Genomic DNA, 15,757 nt, shown 5'->3' with positions numbered 1-15,757 from the left:
CAGCATTTATTTAGCTACAAAACATACTAATTTTACACTGTTTAACTTCAAAGCAGACGACAAGTGTATAGGAAAAGGGGTTGCTTTCGGCAACCCCTTTTCTCCCCCATTAAAATGATTATCATTCTTGAGAAAACCTGTCTCTTGTTTTTCTTGGAATAATTTATTCTTTGGAAGTCCCTAATTGCATAGAATACAGACCATTTGTAGGGGCACAGCAATGCTGTGCCCTGCATCCAAACCAGAACCGCTATAGTACAGCACGGCGGAAATAAACATACCATTTCAAATGGCGCAAGAGCTTGGAATACAATTCTTTTGACTTTTGACTTACGCCTTGCGGTACTAGTCTGTGGATAATCTTAGGCTGGGTTGAGGCAATGCGTTACCCAACAATTAATGTTTCGTTCCTCAACTCAACCTAAGAGCTTAAGGTTTTTATGGCTAACTGAACCGTATTGGCATATAAAATTTATGTAAAGCTCAAGCGTTATTAAACTCAAAAATGCTCTAGATAATCTATCAATTTAACTTATGTATTTGAGAAGGCATTTCTGTAATAGAAAAGTATTGTTTTTGCAAAAAGAAAATGATATTGAAACCTAACTTAACGAGAATACGCATTAAGCGGAAAAATCTCGCAACTTTTAGCAAAAAAAACAGTAGATTTGAAAAAATACTTAATTAAAGTTCATTCACACATTAACTATGTATTATAAGCTACACAGATTACATTTTAAAGATTTGGTAAATAAGTTGACGTAACCTTTTGCTCATGATAAGTAAATAAAGACACCCGAAATTAATAAAGATTGCGAAAAAATAACCAAAAAAATACAAATGAATTTTGACCTAGTTACTTAACCATTTGTTTAATCGAATAACCAAATCAATAATTAATATTTTTTTAAATCGTATTAATTAACTTACTCAGTTCATCTGTATTGAAATTTACAGTTTTAATTAGAGTGTTCCAAACAATAAATGATCAAAAACCTGTCATTGCGTTCGCCTTTGGCGTTCCCACAGGGTATGAAGCAAAGCGGAATGAAGCAATCGCAAAGAGCTTGAGATTGCAACTCTTGGAGACGCTACGCGAACGCTACACTCCGTTTCGTACCCTGCGGGAACGTCAAGGGCGAACGCAATGACAATTGGGCATTTTTTTACTTGGAGTACTCTTAATCAACATTGAACTTAGAAAGAGTTCTTTGACTTAGGCCGAACTTAGGCATTAGTTAGATATTTAGGAACAATAATAAATATGGCAGTTATTTACGGCACTACAAATCCTGACACCAGAAATGGGACTTCGGGAGATGATACAATATATGGTTGGGCTGATAATGGTAATGCCAATAGTCCTTCTGGTAACGACATCCTCAACGGTGCAGATGGTAATGATAATCTGTTTGGTGGGACGGGAAACGACAGTTTAATCGGTGGTCTTGGCAATGACACACTTGATGGCGGCTTGGGTAATGACAGCTTAAATGGGGGAGTCGGCGACGACACTTACATCATAGACAGTACTCTTGATATCATTACGGAAGCTGCAAATTTAGGCATAGATACCGTCCGGTCTTCTGTCACCTACACACTAGCCGCCAATTTAGAAAACCTGAGGTTGACGGGAACTACCACCATCAACGGAACAGGTAACATTCTTAACAACTTCCTTTTTGGGAATAGTGCTAACAACACTCTGAATGCGAGAGCAGGCGATGACACCCTAGACGGGAATTTGGGCAATGATATCCTCAATGGTGAGGACGGCAATGATAGTCTACAAGGCGGGCCCGGCAATGACATACTCAATGGTGGGTCTGGAAACGATATTCTCATCGGTGTTTTTCCCGGTAGTCTGCTTGCACCTGGATTAGGGGAAATTGATACCTTAACTGGCGGCGTTGGGCTAGATATATTTATCCTTGGTGATGCTAAAAATGTCTACTACGACGATAACAACACTGCAAATGCTGGCTTTGGAGACTTGGCTACTATTACTGACTTCAACCGTACTGAAGATCGAATAGAACTCAAAGGCTCCCCAAAGGACTACCGCCTACAAACTGTTGGAGCCAACACACAAATATTCTTAGATAAACCTGGAACAGAACCAGATGAGATTATCGGTATTGTGCAGGGCGTAGTGAACCTTAGACTTGATAGTGACGACTTCCTTTTCTATGAGCGGGAAAATGCTGGACAAGCTACAAACAATACACTCGCTAGAGCCGAAGGTTTGGGTTCTTTATCATCAGGCTCAAACATTAATCTCGCCGGTGAGCTAGTAACAGTTCAACCGGGGAATAATCCCGATTTCGACTTTTTTACATTTTCTCTAGCAAATCCAAAAACTGTCACCATCAGTGCAGTGACAACCGATGATACAGTTATTGGACTGTTTAACAATGCTGGGACTTTACTGCAAAGTGACGACGATAGTGGCCCCGACTTTGGATCATTAATCACCGCTTCATTAGGTGCAGGTACATACTCGATTTCAGTAAGTAAATATGCGTTCTTCCCTGAAGATGGCGGAACTTTCTCCGGCTCTAGTGACAGCAGCTCTACTCCTTATACGCTAGGAGTCAGTTTGGCATAAGAGCGTTGTCAACTTCAGGGCAGATTTCTATCATATCCGGGTAATTTTTGATGAAGAAAATCATGAATAACACTAAATCATCCAACCAAGTTCAACGCAGATTTATCGGGAAGTTTGCTCTAAAACAGTGCTTTTTCGCTGCTAAAACGCTGTTATTTACAATAGTTCTATTAAATCATGGTACTACTGGGGTAAATGCTGCACCTGAAGCCCTGCGTTCTGATATTAGGATTCGCAATATTATCAATACGATATCAGTCTCCCCTTCTGTGCGGATTGTAAAAGATCCACGAAACAATACCCTTTACTACCTCAAACGAAATGGTGAGATTTATCGACTCAATTTATCCTCCTCTACTAGTACACTTGTGTACAACTCTAGTAATCATAATGTAGGTGAGACTCAAGGTATAGCCTTTGGCCCTAACGGCACAATTTATTTGGTTGGCAATGCAGACCTTGTGAATAACCAGACTAAAGCAATAATTGTTAAAGGCGTAATTAATTCGGCAACAGGACAGCGTACTTGGTCAGTCTTAGCTAAGAGTGCAGGCTATCCCAAAAGTAAAACAGCTTATGACCATCGCTTTAACGGCGTGATTGTTAGCCCAGATGGTAACTTTATCTATGTGAATAGCGGTTCTCGCACCGATCATGGTGAGGTTCAGTCTGTTGATGGTTTATATCCCAATACTCGCGAAGTCGGATTAACCGCCTGTATACTCCGTCTTCCTACTAATGGTAGAAATATCTTTCTTGCAAACAATCGAGCAACCTTAAAGACAGCTGGCTATATTTTTGCAGAAGGAATACGCAATACTTTCGATATGGCCTTTGCACCAAATGGGGATTTATTTGGCACAGAAAATGGCCCCGATCGCGACATGTCAGAAGAATTAAATTGGCTACGTTTGGGTGGTAATTATGGCTTTCCCTGGCGTATTGGTGGGACAGACAATCCACAACAATTTCCCAATTATAATCCTGCCAATGACCGATTATTAGATCGGAGATTTAACGCTGTCCAAAAGGGCTACTATCGTAACGATCCAACCTTTCCTGTTCGCCCTGCTGGAAACTTGATTGAACCAATTCCTAATTTTGGGCCAGACGCAGATAGTTACCGCGATCCTTTAGATGGCAGAGTCAAAGATGCCAGTGTTGTGGGGCAAAGTTTTAGCACTTTTACAGCACACCGTTCTCCTTTGGGTTTAGTATTTGATACACAAGGAGTAATGAGTCCAGAATTTAACAGAGATGGATTCGTATTGGGTTGGACACCAGGCGACGCCACTGGCGAAACAATAGCAGGCCCTTTTAAAGATCCTGGTCAAGACCTGCTGCATTTAAAGTTAACTAAAATAGGAACTACCAACTATAAACTTAACGCCACACGTATTGTCAAAGGTTTTAGTAATCCTGTTGATGCTGAGATTATCGGCAATAAGATTTATGTTCTGGAATATGGTGGAAATCAAGGAATTTGGGAAATATCTATACCAACTAACTAAAGCAGATTGGGAATTATTGCTTTTTTTGCGTAACGCAAAAAAAGCAATAATGCTATAATGGGACAGGAAATTTGGTAAAATTTCCCTAACTAGCACGACATTTGAATCTCAAATAGATACCCAAGTGTCTAAATAAATATCTGGAGAGGTGTCCGAGCGGTTCATGGTGACGCACTCGAAATGCGTTTTGGGGAAACTCAACGGGGGTTCGAATCCCCCCCTCTCCGTTCAAAAAGATTACTGAACAATTAAATAAATAGATGCTGCTTGCTTAGACAGTAAGTATATATCATTACTTACGTGGGAGACGGGATTATGTTTCCGTATTTACTTAGTCAAATATTTCTCAAAAAACACTAAAATATACACAGATAGTACACATTTTTGGGATAAACTAATGCCATCGTGTGAGGAGTTAACGATGGTAAATCGCAGCCTGGGGCGAGTACTCTCATTTAGTTGTATCAGCGTTTGTTTATATCTAGGTATTAGTATAGGAGTCATTATCCGGCTTGGGCAATCGCAGCGATTAAACGCTGCTACTAAACCTACCAAGTCTGTAGGATTTCCATTAGCTATTCCTGAACTTACGCCATCAATAACAAAACAAAAAACCTTTCCAAATACTATTACCATCAAAGCCGTTGGAGATATTATTCCTGGCACTAATTTTCCTAACTATAGATTACCCCGCTTTCGAGATCAATTATTACCAAAGTCAGTGAGAACTCACTTGCAAGGATCTGATATTTTATTTGGTAATTTTGAAAGTAGTCTAACTAATTATCCTTACAGTGCTAAAGATATTAGTCGTGGACAAGTCTTTGCCTTTCGCTCTCCACCGGCATACGCCCAGCTATTTGCTAAGGCTGGTTTTAATGTGTTCAATATGGCGAATAACCATGCAATGGACTTCGGGCCAGTAGGCTTCAAAGATACAAAGAAAAATCTTGAGGCTGCGGGCATTGCAACATTAGGTCATAAAAATCAAATTCTTTATTTGGAAGCTAACAATATCCCCGTGGCAATGATTGGATTTTCTCCTTATGAAATGTATAATTCTATTCAGAATTTAAAAGTAGCTCAAGCACTCGTGGCAGAAGCCAAAAATAAAGCCAAAATTGTAGTGGTATCGATGCACGCTGGAGCCGAAGGAACGGGGGCACTACACGTTAAGAATCAGACAGAGTTTTTTTATGGAGAAAACCGAGGTAATTCGATCAAGTTTGCTCGAAACATGATTGATGCAGGAGCAGACTTAGTATTAGGACATGGGCCTCACGTTCCAAGAGCGATGGAAATTTATAAGGGAAAAATGATTGCCTATTCTTTAGGAAACTTTTTGGGATATCGGACTTTATCTACAAATGCCCAAACAGGTGACTCAATGATTTTAGAAGTCAAACTCAATTCAGGGGGAGACTTGGTATCAAGTAAAATTATCCCTGTTCGGATGGATCGGCAGGGAATTCCTCATATTGATCGGAGTTTTCAGACTGTGAAACTTATGCGTTATTTGAATCATCAAGCTTTTCCCAAGAATCCGGTGAAGATTAATCAGAAGGGGGAAGTTGTTGTACAAAAGAGGATTAATTCTCCCTAGAATAATTACTAATTCGTCATTTGTAATGATTGCCTCCAGTGAGAAGCAAGCTACGTAATTAGTTAAAAAGGAGTCAGGGCCGTACTGGGCTTACCGCACTACTTTACCAAAATCCAAAATTTAAAATCTACCATTGACTAATTATTGTCATCTTGTGGCTTTTCCTCGAACTTCTGAACATTCTGGGGTTGACTATTAGTTGGAGAATTTTGTTTTTCTAATGTTGGTACTACTACAGCAGAAGGATCTGATTGTTTGGATTCCGTTGATGGTGCTGTTGGTATAACCACAGAGTTTGACGGACTCACCTGTTGAGGGGAGGCAGAATCTTGACTAGGAGTGGGTAAGTTATTTTGTGGTACTGGTGCGGGGGAAGCCTTCCGAGATGAGCGAATTGCCCTTAGTTTCTCTACTAGGGAGGGTGTGGGGGAAACATTAGGCGAAGGTTCAAAATTGCCGCGTTGTGATTCTGCTGTAGGGTTGGGACTGGAAGATTCTTCTGGGGAAGAACGACGATTGCGACGGCGCGATTTGGAATTAGAGACGGGTGCTGATTGGGTTTTCTCTTCACCCGGAGGTGAGGATGTACTATCGAAGTTAGGTACTTTTGCACCTGGTTCTGGAGTTGGCTGTTCAAAAAGCGGCTTTGTGGTTGGCTGCTGCTGAGATTTGGGTAATATACTCGTGATTCCAAAACCTGCTGTAGCAGCTACTAGGGCTACACTTATACCAATCAATACCTGAGATGACCTCAGCTTTTTAGCCAGTACAGTTTCCTTGGCAATGCCTGGGTTGCTCAAGGCTGATGTTCTGTGAAGAGAATTTTGGGCAGTTTTCCCAATTATAGTTGCTGCCTGCTGGGCAGATAAATTGACAGTTGGCACTGCGTAAGTGGGTAAGATTTGCGGTGTCAGATTCGTTCCATTTCCAGGTAGCAATTGCAGCCACTCGGCAACTGTTGCTGGTCGAAAACGAGACTCCACCGCCATACCGCGCATTACTGCCTGGTTGACAGCAGCACTCAAATGTGGTTGCAATTCGCGGGGGGAAGGCATTGGCTCGCGATCGCGTAATAGTGCTGGCATGGGAACTTGAGCTGTCAATAGTGCATACAAGGTTGCTGCTAAACCATAAACATCCGTGGCGGGTGTGCGTGGCGCTTGTGTCAAGTACTGCTCGATGGGAGAATAACCTTCAGAAACCAAACCTGTATGAGTCTGCCTGACACCACCATTAAATTCTCTGGCAATGCCAAAATCAATTAGTACTACTTCCTGGGTTCCAAGGCGTTGGATAATATTATCTGGTTTGACATCTCGGTGTAACAAACCGTTGTTATGTACTACCTGCAACGCTGCTCCAATTTGCCGGATGTAATGAATTGCTGTTGCTTCTGGCAAAGTTATTCCTGGTAATACAAATGCGTCTCCCAAGGTTTCGCCAGGAATGTATTCCATCACCATATAAGGCAGTCCAGCTTCCACAAAAAAGTCACTAACTCGGACTATATTTGGGTGGATACACGTAGCTAATCGTCTGGCTTCATCCTGGAATTGTCCCTCGAATTTGGCAAAATCAGGATGTTGTCGCAACCGTTCATTGATGGTTTTCATTACCACCTCCTGATCCAAGTAGTGATGCGTAGCTTTAAACGTAATGCCAAAGCCACCACGCCCTATTTCTTGAATTAGGGTATATTTTCCATCCTGCAAAATTGTGCCTGCTAACATAAAGAGTTCTGAGTCCTGAGTGAGCAGATAAGTAGCGAGTCCTGAGTCTTGAGGAATTTCTCAAAAATTTTCCCATATTTTTACAAGGCAGGGTTCTTGCCTGTCTATTTTACGGGATGATTTAGTTGTTGAAATTCCTGAAATGAGAAAGACCTCCCCACGATCACAATAGTTTTATCTTTCTCAGATGATAACGCGCGAGTGCGGCAAGCCTAAAGCAGAAGATGGGTTATACATCCTCTGGAACTGGGTACTGGGGAAGAAAATATGAGTAATATTTTAGTTGGGTTCTGAATCCGAGTTCAAATTTTCCAGTCTCTAGGAACCAGTTCAGGCTGTTCTTCTCGAAGACAATTAGCCAGATTTTCACGGATAGCGATCGCATTACAGCAGTTTTCATGTATTTGAACCATATCTGTCGTAGGGGCACAGCATTGCTGTGCCCCTACCGTGTGGTGTTATTACCTGAAAATAGCTGTAATTTAACTTTATAGTGCGATCGCTTGGTTGCTTTTTTGGATTAAATGGTTGCAGGTTACAATAACAGATAACTATAACTCTCTTGCTCAGAACAGTGTATGAAGTTCAATGTAATACTCGACCGTGATGAAGATGGGGTTTGGATTGTTGAGTGCCCCAGTATTCCTGGTTGTATTAGTCAAGGTCAGACAAGAGAAGAAGCCCTAGAAAATATCAAGGACGCGATCGCAGCTTGTCTTGAAGTTCGTGCAGAACTTGGTTTACCACTCACTGTGGAAACTCATCAAGTAGAGGTTACAGCGTAATCATGCCATCTGCCCTTCCGGTTCTCAATGGGCGTGAAGTTGTCCGTGTGTTTGAATCATTCGGTTGGGAGTTTGCACGTCAAAGTGCTAGTCACATCATCCTGGTTAAAAAAGGCGAAACAGTAACTTTATCTGTTCCAGATCATCGTGAGGTGGCAAAAGGAACATTGCGTAGTCTTATCCGTACTGCTGGACTTACAGTTAATGAATTCATTGCCGCTATCTAATCGCGTGGTCAGCTATTTTAGATAAATCAGCAAATTCAACCCTGGGATTGTACGCGAAAGTGTCCACAAAACCAACGTAATGTAAATTAAACCCAAACTCCATTGATACCAAGCAAGTGCAGAGATGATACCTGGTAAGTGTTCGTCTCGCAGGCGAATGTCGTTAAATCCTAATTTAACTAGGTTGTTGAGGCTAAAATCATAGTAGTTGAGCCAATTCCAACGGCGATCGTATAATAAGGGCATATATCGTTCCCGAAATGTCTGATTCCTTGGAATTACTGGCAAACGCCCAATCAATAATCGTAACTGGCGAAATGTGCCGTCTTCTGTGAAGTAAGAAACATTCATTAAATTGTGATAGCGCCCTTGTTGGTAAAGTCGAATCAATAAAGCCATTGGCACGGGGACAATAATTATAAAAAGACACCCCAATGTCAGCCAAGGTTGTGCAGCATTACGAAAGATTGCTAGTAAGCTGAAGAATTCTAAAATGCTAAAACTGAGTAATATCGAAATGGTTTCGTAAACTGTGGGAATAATTGGTACGGGATGCAGCCGACGATAGCGATCCACCAGCCAAAATAGTAAGCCGAAATAAGCGATCGCTAATCCTCCTACGCCAAAGACTAACCAAAAATTTGTACCATAGCCACTCAATAACAGCAGTACACTCAACGCCAACCAACTCCAAGCTAGCAATAGCCACCCACCAATAGAAAGGGTTTCGCCAACAATTAAGCGATGGTTCAGTTGGGTATATTTTTCTAAATCGATGTCTGCTATGGTGAGTAACTCACTACTGTTACGAAAGGATTTTAGCAGACGACGGTGGGCGATCGCTTGGGCTTGAGGTGCAGAAAAACCTAATTTAATCAAACTTGCGACACTTGCACTATTAATATTTGTAGCCGTCAGACGACGCCTAAACTCTATTAATCGCAGTCTTTGTTTAGTATATTCCAGTTCATTAGCATCAGCAACTTGCTGTTGCTGACGGAAGTTTTGCCCCAAATTTCGCAAGATATTTTGATTACCTTGTAATGTTGGGATGCAGAACATCTTACCAATCTCACCGGGATTACCTAAAATTTTCGCTTGGTTGGAATTAAAAGTTAAACCAGATACACTTAAACAAGCTTCTGTACCAAACCTCGCATCGCTAAAATCTGCTTGGTTAAGAATGTTCGCTCCTTGCAGATTTACCAATTGGTTAAACTCCGCTTCTCGGAAGCTGACAGCTTGCTCAAAAGTCGCTTCTGTTAAAAAGAGAAACTGATTAAAATTCGCTTTAGTAAACTGGACTTGATTGGCAAAATCCACATCAGAAAAATCAGTATTTCCTTGCCACTGCACACTATTAAATTTAGCCAACTGTTTAAAATTTGCTTGGTTGAAGTTGGCAACTTTTGAAAAGATACTACCTTGAAAATCAGCGAATTCCTGAAATTTGATTTTTTTAAAATTAGCTTTTTCAAAAAAAATGCTGCCCTGAAAATTGCTTGGTTGCTTGAAGTTAGCACTAGTGAAACTAACGGGACGAGCGAATCTGCTTTCAGTCCAATTAGTGGGTTGGAGAAAAGTTGCACCTTGGGCATTCACAGACTGAAGAAAAAATGTATTAGAGAACTTCACTTCCCCATTGAAGCGAGTTTGTACCAGTGTTAAGACACCACGAAAGACAGCGATTTCACTGGCGGGGGTTGACTCTGTTCCTAAGAGCGACCGACAATCTTTCGAGTTGGGTAAAGAAATTGCAAGTGATTCTAGACAAACAAAGCGCAAACGTTCTAGTTCTTTTTGTTCAGTAACGGTGAAAAGGGGAGCAATGGCTTTTGCATACAATGGTGTTCTTAAACCCAAATCGCTGCCCACAAAATCCCCCAAAATCAAAGTATAACTGAGGTCTAAACCCAAAGGTTTTGCACCTAGTTCTTTTCGCAGCAATTGGTAAAAAGCATCACGAAAGCTAGCGTTTTCTGCCCGCAAATCAATCACCATCTTTTGCAAATCTATGGTTAGATTGCCTTCGCGCAGTGTCGGAGTACGCAGTCGTTCTTGTAATAACTCTAGAGTTAAGGGTGCGCGTTCTGGTTGTGCTGCCCAAACAGGTAGAGGGAGGAAAAGGAGAAGAATTAAAACGCAAAGGAACGCAAAGTAAAGCGCAGAGGTACGCGGAGAAAACCCTCTGTGTACCTTTGCGTTTAACCTCTGCGTGCCTCTGCGTTTAAAAAATAAATTATGCAAATTGTTCGATCATTCATTGCTAATTAGCAGAACAATTTTACCCGCTACAGACCCACTTTCAATCAGTTGGTGTGCCTTAGCCGCTTCTTTTAAAGGAAACTTGTGACTAACATGGATTTTTAACTTGCCTTCATCAATCCAAGTGGCAGATTGTTCGAGAATTTCTGCATGATGCTGGAGACTTTCTTCTAATCCTAGCAACGCTGGTGTCAACATTAATTCTAAACCAATGCGGAGATTGCGTAGTCTCGCAGTTTTCCAAATAGTATTAGCATCTGGTTCGAGAATCGTCACAATATCGCCATAGACTCGCACTGCGGGAAAAGTTTTGTGAAAGGTTTCGCCGCCTACGGTATCAAAAGCCAAGTCTACACCTTCCCCACCAGTCCAATCTAATACCGCTTGCACAAAGTCGGTTTGTTTGTAAAAAATTATATGATCGGCACCAAGTTCTTTGACGAAATTAGCTTTTTCTTCAGAACCCACAGTAGTGGAAACAGTAGCACCTTTGAGTTTTGCCAATTGAATTGCTACATGACCGACACCACCAGCACCCGCATGAATCAAAACCCTTTCCCCAGGTTCCAAGCGTCCCCGTTCATATAGAGCTTCCCAGGCAGTGATTAACGCCAAAGGTGCTGCTGCTGCTTCGGCAAAGGAGATAGACACGGGTTTACGTGCCACAAAGCGCTCATCTACAACGGTATATTCAGCGTAATTGCCTTGGTGTGCGCCTAAGCCACCATAACAAAAATATACCTCGTCGCCTGGGCGAAAACGCTGAACGCCAGCACCTACCGCCTCGACAATACCCGCACCATCACATCCTAAAATTGTTGGCGTGCGATCGGGGTAGAAAGTACCTCGACTACGGAGTTTAGTATCAATGGGGTTAATGCCAGCCGCTACTAAACGCACTAAAAGTTCAGTATTCCCAACAGGAACAGGAGGGTTTGGTACATCCTGTATTTGCAGAACTTCGGGACTGCCTGCTGCTGTCATCAAGACTGCTTTCACAACTCTTTCCTCCTGCCTTTAGATGCGCGTTCTTATGCAACTTTAGCGCAATAGGGTAGATACAGAGCTATGTTTGAGAGAAAACTGCGATCGCACTCATCAACGCGATCGCTACTTACTCTAATCACAATACCGCTTGACTATTTGTTACAAATTTCGGTTATATAACCTGCAATGCGATCTTTAATAGATTGACTTTTATTTCATGCATCTTTATCTTTTTACCACATTCTGGTAAAGCAATAGTGTAAATACGTTCTGATGATGTTACTGATTAATAAGTCAATAGGGACAATCTCGTAAACACAAATATCTTGGGTGCTTATTACATTGTTTGAAGTTATGTAGCCTTTTGATTACGGCCTATCAACCACTGCGGTAGACTATGCGTTGATTATGATTCTTTCGCAGAGAAGAACACTCGAAAGGAGCCGTTTATTCAATGTCTCATTCTGTAAAAATCTACGATACCTGCATTGGCTGCACCCAATGCGTCCGCGCTTGCCCTACTGATGTACTTGAGATGGTTCCTTGGGATGGCTGTAAAGCTGCTCAAATTGCCTCTTCACCCCGTACAGAAGACTGTGTAGGCTGTAAGCGTTGCGAAACCGCTTGTCCCACCGACTTTTTGAGCATCCGGGTTTACCTGGGCGCTGAAACAACTCGCAGTATGGGTCTAGCTTACTAAAAAGCTGAGTGCTGATCGGAGTGCTGAGTGCTGAGTGCTGAGATAAAAAGAAGTAAATCACAAATACAATTTTTTGATTCTTCACTCGGAACTCAGAACTCAGCACTTTTCATGAAATCGTAATTTTAGATTGGGGATATAATCTCTGGGTATCTAAATCCTAGAAGTCGCATTTTTACCGTCAGGTCAAAAGCTAACGGTTAATCCGTTGTAAAACCCTAAAATCCATAACAATACCTAGTGGTAGAGGGAGTAAATTACTCCCTTTTTTCTTTGCAAAACGTCCACTTTATGCTGCCTACTATACTGGATTTAATCATCCTGAAAAAAAGTGGTGTGAACAATGTGCGGAATTGTTGGATATATAGGCACTCAAGCGGCGACAGAGATTTTACTGGCTGGGCTGGAAAAACTAGAGTATAGGGGCTATGATTCCGCTGGAATCGCCACTATTTGGGAAGGAGAGGTAAATTGTGTGCGGGCAAAGGGCAAACTCCATAACCTGCGTTCTAAACTCGAACAAATAGAAACCCCTGCCCAAATTGGTATTGGTCATACACGCTGGGCAACTCATGGTAAACCAGAAGAGTACAACGCCCATCCTCATTTGGATACGGCAAAGCGAGTGGCGGTAGTCCAAAATGGCATTATCGAAAACTACCGCGAGTTACGCGAGGAACTCAAAGCCAAAGGGCACGAATTTCGTTCTGAAACTGATACCGAAGTCATTCCCCATTTAATAGCCGAATTTTTAAAGAATCTTCCCCCCTCATCTTCCTCATCTCCTTTCTTAGAGGCAATTCGCCAAGCTGTTAACCATCTAAAAGGGGCATTTGCGATCGCAGTTATTTCTGCTGACTACCCCGATGAATTGATTGTTGTGCGCCAACAAGCGCCTTTGGTAATTGGTTTTGGGCAAGGGGAATTCTTTTGTGCTTCTGACACCCCTGCGATCGTTGCCTACACGCGTGCAGTGCTACCTTTAGAAAATGGCGAAATTGCCCGCCTCACACCTTTGGGCGTTGAAATTTACAATTTTGCTGGCGACAGGCTGAAAAAACAACCCCGGCTACTTAACTTCAATCCGGCAATGGTTGAAAAGCAGGGATTCAAACACTTCATGCTCAAAGAAATTCATGAGCAACCAGGCGTAGTAAGAGCTAGTTTAGACGCATACTTTAATCCAGCCGAATCTACCGAATCACCAATCAATCTTGGTTTACCTGGGGATTTCTACAACGATTTAGAACAAATTCAGATCCTCGCCTGTGGTACTAGTTGGCACGCAGCATTAATCGGAAAATATTTACTCGAACAATTAGCAGGAATTTCAACTCAAGTACATTATGCTTCTGAGTATCGCTATGCACCATCACCTGTAACGGCTAACACGTTGATTATTGGCGTTACTCAATCAGGTGAAACAGCCGATACCCTAGCAGCTTTGACGATGGAAAAAGAACGTCGCCAAGGGAAAGAACCCAAATATCAAGCGCGACTACTGGGCATTACCAATCGCCCCGAAAGCAGCCTTGGTCATCTGGTACCGCATATTATTAGTACCCTCGCAGGAATTGAAATTGGGGTAGCGGCGACAAAAACTTTTACTGCTCAACTGATGGCGTTTTATGCATTGGCATTGGATTTAGCAGCTCGTCGTCAGACAGTTTCAAAAGAAACATTAGATCAAATTATTAATGGGTTGCGGCAAATTCCCAAACAAATTGAAGCAACTTTAGAAAGTCAGGAACGTTTAACCGAACAGCTAGCCCATGAATTCGCCGAAACCCAAGATTTCATTTTTATAGGAAGAGGAATTAACTTCCCCATTGCTTTAGAAGGGGCGTTGAAATTAAAAGAAATCAGCTATATTCACGCCGAAGGGTATCCGGCTGGAGAAATGAAACATGGCCCGATCGCACTTTTAGATGCAAAAGTACCAGTAGTTGCGATCGCAATACCTGGTAGTGTGTACGAAAAAGTTATTTCTAATGCCCAAGAAGCCAAAGCCAGAGATTCTCGGTTAATTGGTGTGACTCCCGTCAACGATGGCGAAGCTGCGGAAATCTTTAACGATCTTCTTCCCGTCTCTCATGTAGAAGAATTACTTTCGCCGATTCTGACAGTAGTTCCCCTGCAATTATTGGCTTATCACATTGCCGCCCGTCGCGGTTTGGATGTCGATCAGCCTCGTAACCTTGCTAAAAGTGTCACTGTAGAATAGTATAAGTTTATACTTAAAATTTCAAGTGTGGAGGAATAATAAAGTCGTATAACAAATAAAAAAGTTATACAATACATAAAAAAGTTGTACAACTTATCCTGTAGGTGCGTATGTAAGTATCTACAGGAGTTTTTATGGCTAGAAGCAATCAAGATTGGACGCAAGCAAAGTTTGAGCGTTACTTCAAGGAAGGGCGTGGTCAGGGTAGTGGTAAAGACTATCAGCCTTGGATAAAGATTCAGGATTTTCCTTCAAAGGGTCGTGTTTCCAGACCTCCAGGTTGGAAAACAAACCGAGAACATCATCTGTTTTCTGATAACGAGAAGCGGCTATTTTATGTATTTGAGTGGTCTGATGCGATTGTAGATATAAGAGAGCAGTTTCCTCTACTTGACCTTGACTTATCAATGAGTATCGCAGAAGAAATGGCTATTAACCATCCCAAAGACCCTCAAAGTAATACTCCCTATCCTTTAACCACGGATTTTATGCTTTCTGTCAGGCAAGGCGAAAAGATAGTCCAGAAAGCACGAACATTTAAGCTAACTAAGGATTTGGGAAGTAAGTCTGTAGCTGAAAAATTTGAGTTAGAAAAGCGTTACTATGCTGCCACAGGTATTGATTGGGGAATAATTACAGAAAAAGAAGTTCCTAAACTATTAGCGGAAAATATTGAGTGGGTTCATACTGCTTATAAATTAGAGGAAAATGCAGATATAAATCTCGAAGAACTACGTAATATTGCCAACATTTTAAAGTCCAGACTTCAGGAAGCTGATTCAAGCATCAATCGAATAACAACGGGTTTAGATAAAGACATGAATATAGAGCCTGGTACATGCCTCTATCTTTTTAGACACCTTATCGCTCGGAAAGAAATCATTATGGATATCTTACTAACCAAAATATCTAGTTCCCCTTCTTCAAAAGAAATTAAAAAGATTATTTAAAATAACACGAGGTGCTTTACATGATTAATGAATTATTTGTAAATGACTTGATTGAATGGATTGATGAATCAGGTAATAACTTCGTAGAACGAGTTCTTTGGATTGATGAAGGGTAAGGATTCAGGTGGCAGGGTATTGACAAAGGGGACGCTTGAGGGAGAGTATCA

At 41.6% G+C, this 15,757-nt stretch carries 12 protein-coding genes and 1 tRNA gene; 10 read left to right on the top strand and 3 right to left on the bottom strand.

Annotated elements, in window-relative coordinates; translation table 11 throughout:
• Positions 1 to 968 precede the first annotated feature (968 nt).
• The 5 genes from HWQ39_RS33585 to HWQ39_RS33565 all read left to right on the top strand — a co-directional run bounded on the left by HWQ39_RS33585 (position 969) and on the right by HWQ39_RS33565 (position 5,722).
• Positions 969 to 1,151 (top strand): hypothetical protein, encoded by a 183-nt coding sequence (locus HWQ39_RS33585; RefSeq protein WP_292854498.1) that lies wholly within the window; start codon positions 969 to 971, stop codon positions 1,149 to 1,151.
• Between the two features lie 113 nt (positions 1,152 to 1,264).
• Positions 1,265 to 2,608: a calcium-binding protein gene (locus tag HWQ39_RS33580; RefSeq protein WP_292854496.1), complete on the top strand. Its 1,344-nt coding sequence runs from the start codon at positions 1,265 to 1,267 to the stop codon at positions 2,606 to 2,608.
• Positions 2,609 to 2,670: 62 nt separating this feature from the next.
• Positions 2,671 to 4,119, top strand: a complete 1,449-nt coding sequence (locus HWQ39_RS33575) for a PQQ-dependent sugar dehydrogenase (protein WP_292854493.1) — start codon at positions 2,671 to 2,673, stop codon at positions 4,117 to 4,119.
• A gap of 142 nt (positions 4,120 to 4,261) precedes the next feature.
• Positions 4,262 to 4,346, top strand: a tRNA-Ser gene (locus HWQ39_RS33570).
• Positions 4,347 to 4,540: 194 nt separating this feature from the next.
• On the top strand, positions 4,541 to 5,722 hold the full coding sequence (locus HWQ39_RS33565; RefSeq protein ID WP_292854500.1) for a CapA family protein: 1,182 nt from the start codon (positions 4,541 to 4,543) through the stop codon (positions 5,720 to 5,722).
• A 137-nt stretch (positions 5,723 to 5,859) separates the two neighbouring features.
• On the opposite strand, the gene HWQ39_RS33560 is transcribed toward HWQ39_RS33565, so the two are convergent.
• Positions 5,860 to 7,452, bottom strand: a complete 1,593-nt coding sequence (locus HWQ39_RS33560) for a protein kinase (RefSeq protein ID WP_292854491.1) — start codon at positions 7,450 to 7,452, stop codon at positions 5,860 to 5,862.
• 578 nt (positions 7,453 to 8,030) lie between these two features.
• Here HWQ39_RS33560 and HWQ39_RS33555 point away from each other — a divergent pair.
• Together HWQ39_RS33555 and HWQ39_RS33550 are read left to right on the top strand one after the other, a co-directional pair.
• On the top strand, positions 8,031 to 8,237 hold the full coding sequence (locus tag HWQ39_RS33555; protein ID WP_292854488.1) for a type II toxin-antitoxin system HicB family antitoxin: 207 nt from the start codon (positions 8,031 to 8,033) through the stop codon (positions 8,235 to 8,237).
• A gap of 2 nt (positions 8,238 to 8,239) precedes the next feature.
• Positions 8,240 to 8,464: a type II toxin-antitoxin system HicA family toxin gene (locus HWQ39_RS33550; protein ID WP_292854486.1), complete on the top strand. Its 225-nt coding sequence runs from the start codon at positions 8,240 to 8,242 to the stop codon at positions 8,462 to 8,464.
• 12 nt (positions 8,465 to 8,476) lie between these two features.
• Here HWQ39_RS33550 and HWQ39_RS33545 read toward each other — a convergent pair whose 3' ends face one another.
• Both HWQ39_RS33545 and HWQ39_RS33540 read right to left on the bottom strand, forming a co-directional pair.
• Positions 8,477 to 10,711 carry a pentapeptide repeat-containing protein gene (locus HWQ39_RS33545; RefSeq protein WP_292854483.1) on the bottom strand — a complete coding sequence of 745 codons (2,235 nt, stop codon included), beginning with the start codon at positions 10,709 to 10,711 and terminating at the stop codon, positions 8,477 to 8,479.
• Positions 10,712 to 10,720: 9 nt separating this feature from the next.
• Complete coding sequence (locus HWQ39_RS33540) at positions 10,721 to 11,728, bottom strand: zinc-dependent alcohol dehydrogenase family protein (RefSeq protein WP_292854480.1); 1,008 nt, start codon at positions 11,726 to 11,728, stop codon at positions 10,721 to 10,723.
• Positions 11,729 to 12,170: 442 nt separating this feature from the next.
• Here HWQ39_RS33540 and psaC point away from each other — a divergent pair, with 442 nt between their 5' ends.
• The 3 genes from psaC (at position 12,171) to HWQ39_RS33525 (ending at position 15,590) form a co-directional block, all read left to right on the top strand.
• Entirely contained in the window at positions 12,171 to 12,416 is a 246-nt protein-coding gene (gene psaC / locus HWQ39_RS33535) for a photosystem I iron-sulfur center protein PsaC (protein WP_015175986.1), read from the top strand.
• Between the two features lie 343 nt (positions 12,417 to 12,759).
• Positions 12,760 to 14,640 (top strand): glutamine--fructose-6-phosphate transaminase (isomerizing), encoded by a 1,881-nt coding sequence (gene glmS, locus HWQ39_RS33530; RefSeq protein ID WP_292854477.1) that lies wholly within the window; start codon positions 12,760 to 12,762, stop codon positions 14,638 to 14,640.
• A gap of 134 nt (positions 14,641 to 14,774) precedes the next feature.
• On the top strand, positions 14,775 to 15,590 hold the full coding sequence (locus HWQ39_RS33525; RefSeq protein WP_292854454.1) for a TnsA endonuclease C-terminal domain-containing protein: 816 nt from the start codon (positions 14,775 to 14,777) through the stop codon (positions 15,588 to 15,590).
• Positions 15,591 to 15,757 lie beyond the last annotated feature (167 nt).

It is taken from the genome of Nostoc sp. NMS8, from assembly GCF_017115045.1.
Classification (GTDB): domain Bacteria; phylum Cyanobacteriota; class Cyanobacteriia; order Cyanobacteriales; family Nostocaceae; genus Nostoc.
The sequence above is the reverse complement of the archived record's forward strand: the minus strand, read 5'-3'. Positions and strand labels throughout refer to the sequence as shown.

Bases quoted from the DNA above. Each gene is read 5' to 3' on its own strand.
- HWQ39_RS33525 (WP_292854454.1), top strand. From the start codon at position 14,775: ATGGCTAGAAGCAATCAAGATTGGACGCAAGCAAAGTTTGAGCGTTAC.
- glmS (WP_292854477.1), top strand. From the start codon at position 12,760: ATGTGCGGAATTGTTGGATATATAGGCACTCAAGCGGCGACAGAGATT.
- HWQ39_RS33580 (WP_292854496.1), top strand. From the start codon at position 1,265: ATGGCAGTTATTTACGGCACTACAAATCCTGACACCAGAAATGGGACT.
- HWQ39_RS33555 (WP_292854488.1), top strand. From the start codon at position 8,031: ATGAAGTTCAATGTAATACTCGACCGTGATGAAGATGGGGTTTGGATT.
- HWQ39_RS33550 (WP_292854486.1), top strand. From the start codon at position 8,240: ATGCCATCTGCCCTTCCGGTTCTCAATGGGCGTGAAGTTGTCCGTGTG.
- HWQ39_RS33560 (WP_292854491.1), bottom strand. From the start codon at position 7,452: ATGTTAGCAGGCACAATTTTGCAGGATGGAAAATATACCCTAATTCAA.
- HWQ39_RS33565 (WP_292854500.1), top strand. From the start codon at position 4,541: ATGGTAAATCGCAGCCTGGGGCGAGTACTCTCATTTAGTTGTATCAGC.
- HWQ39_RS33575 (WP_292854493.1), top strand. From the start codon at position 2,671: ATGAATAACACTAAATCATCCAACCAAGTTCAACGCAGATTTATCGGG.
- psaC (WP_015175986.1), top strand. From the start codon at position 12,171: ATGTCTCATTCTGTAAAAATCTACGATACCTGCATTGGCTGCACCCAA.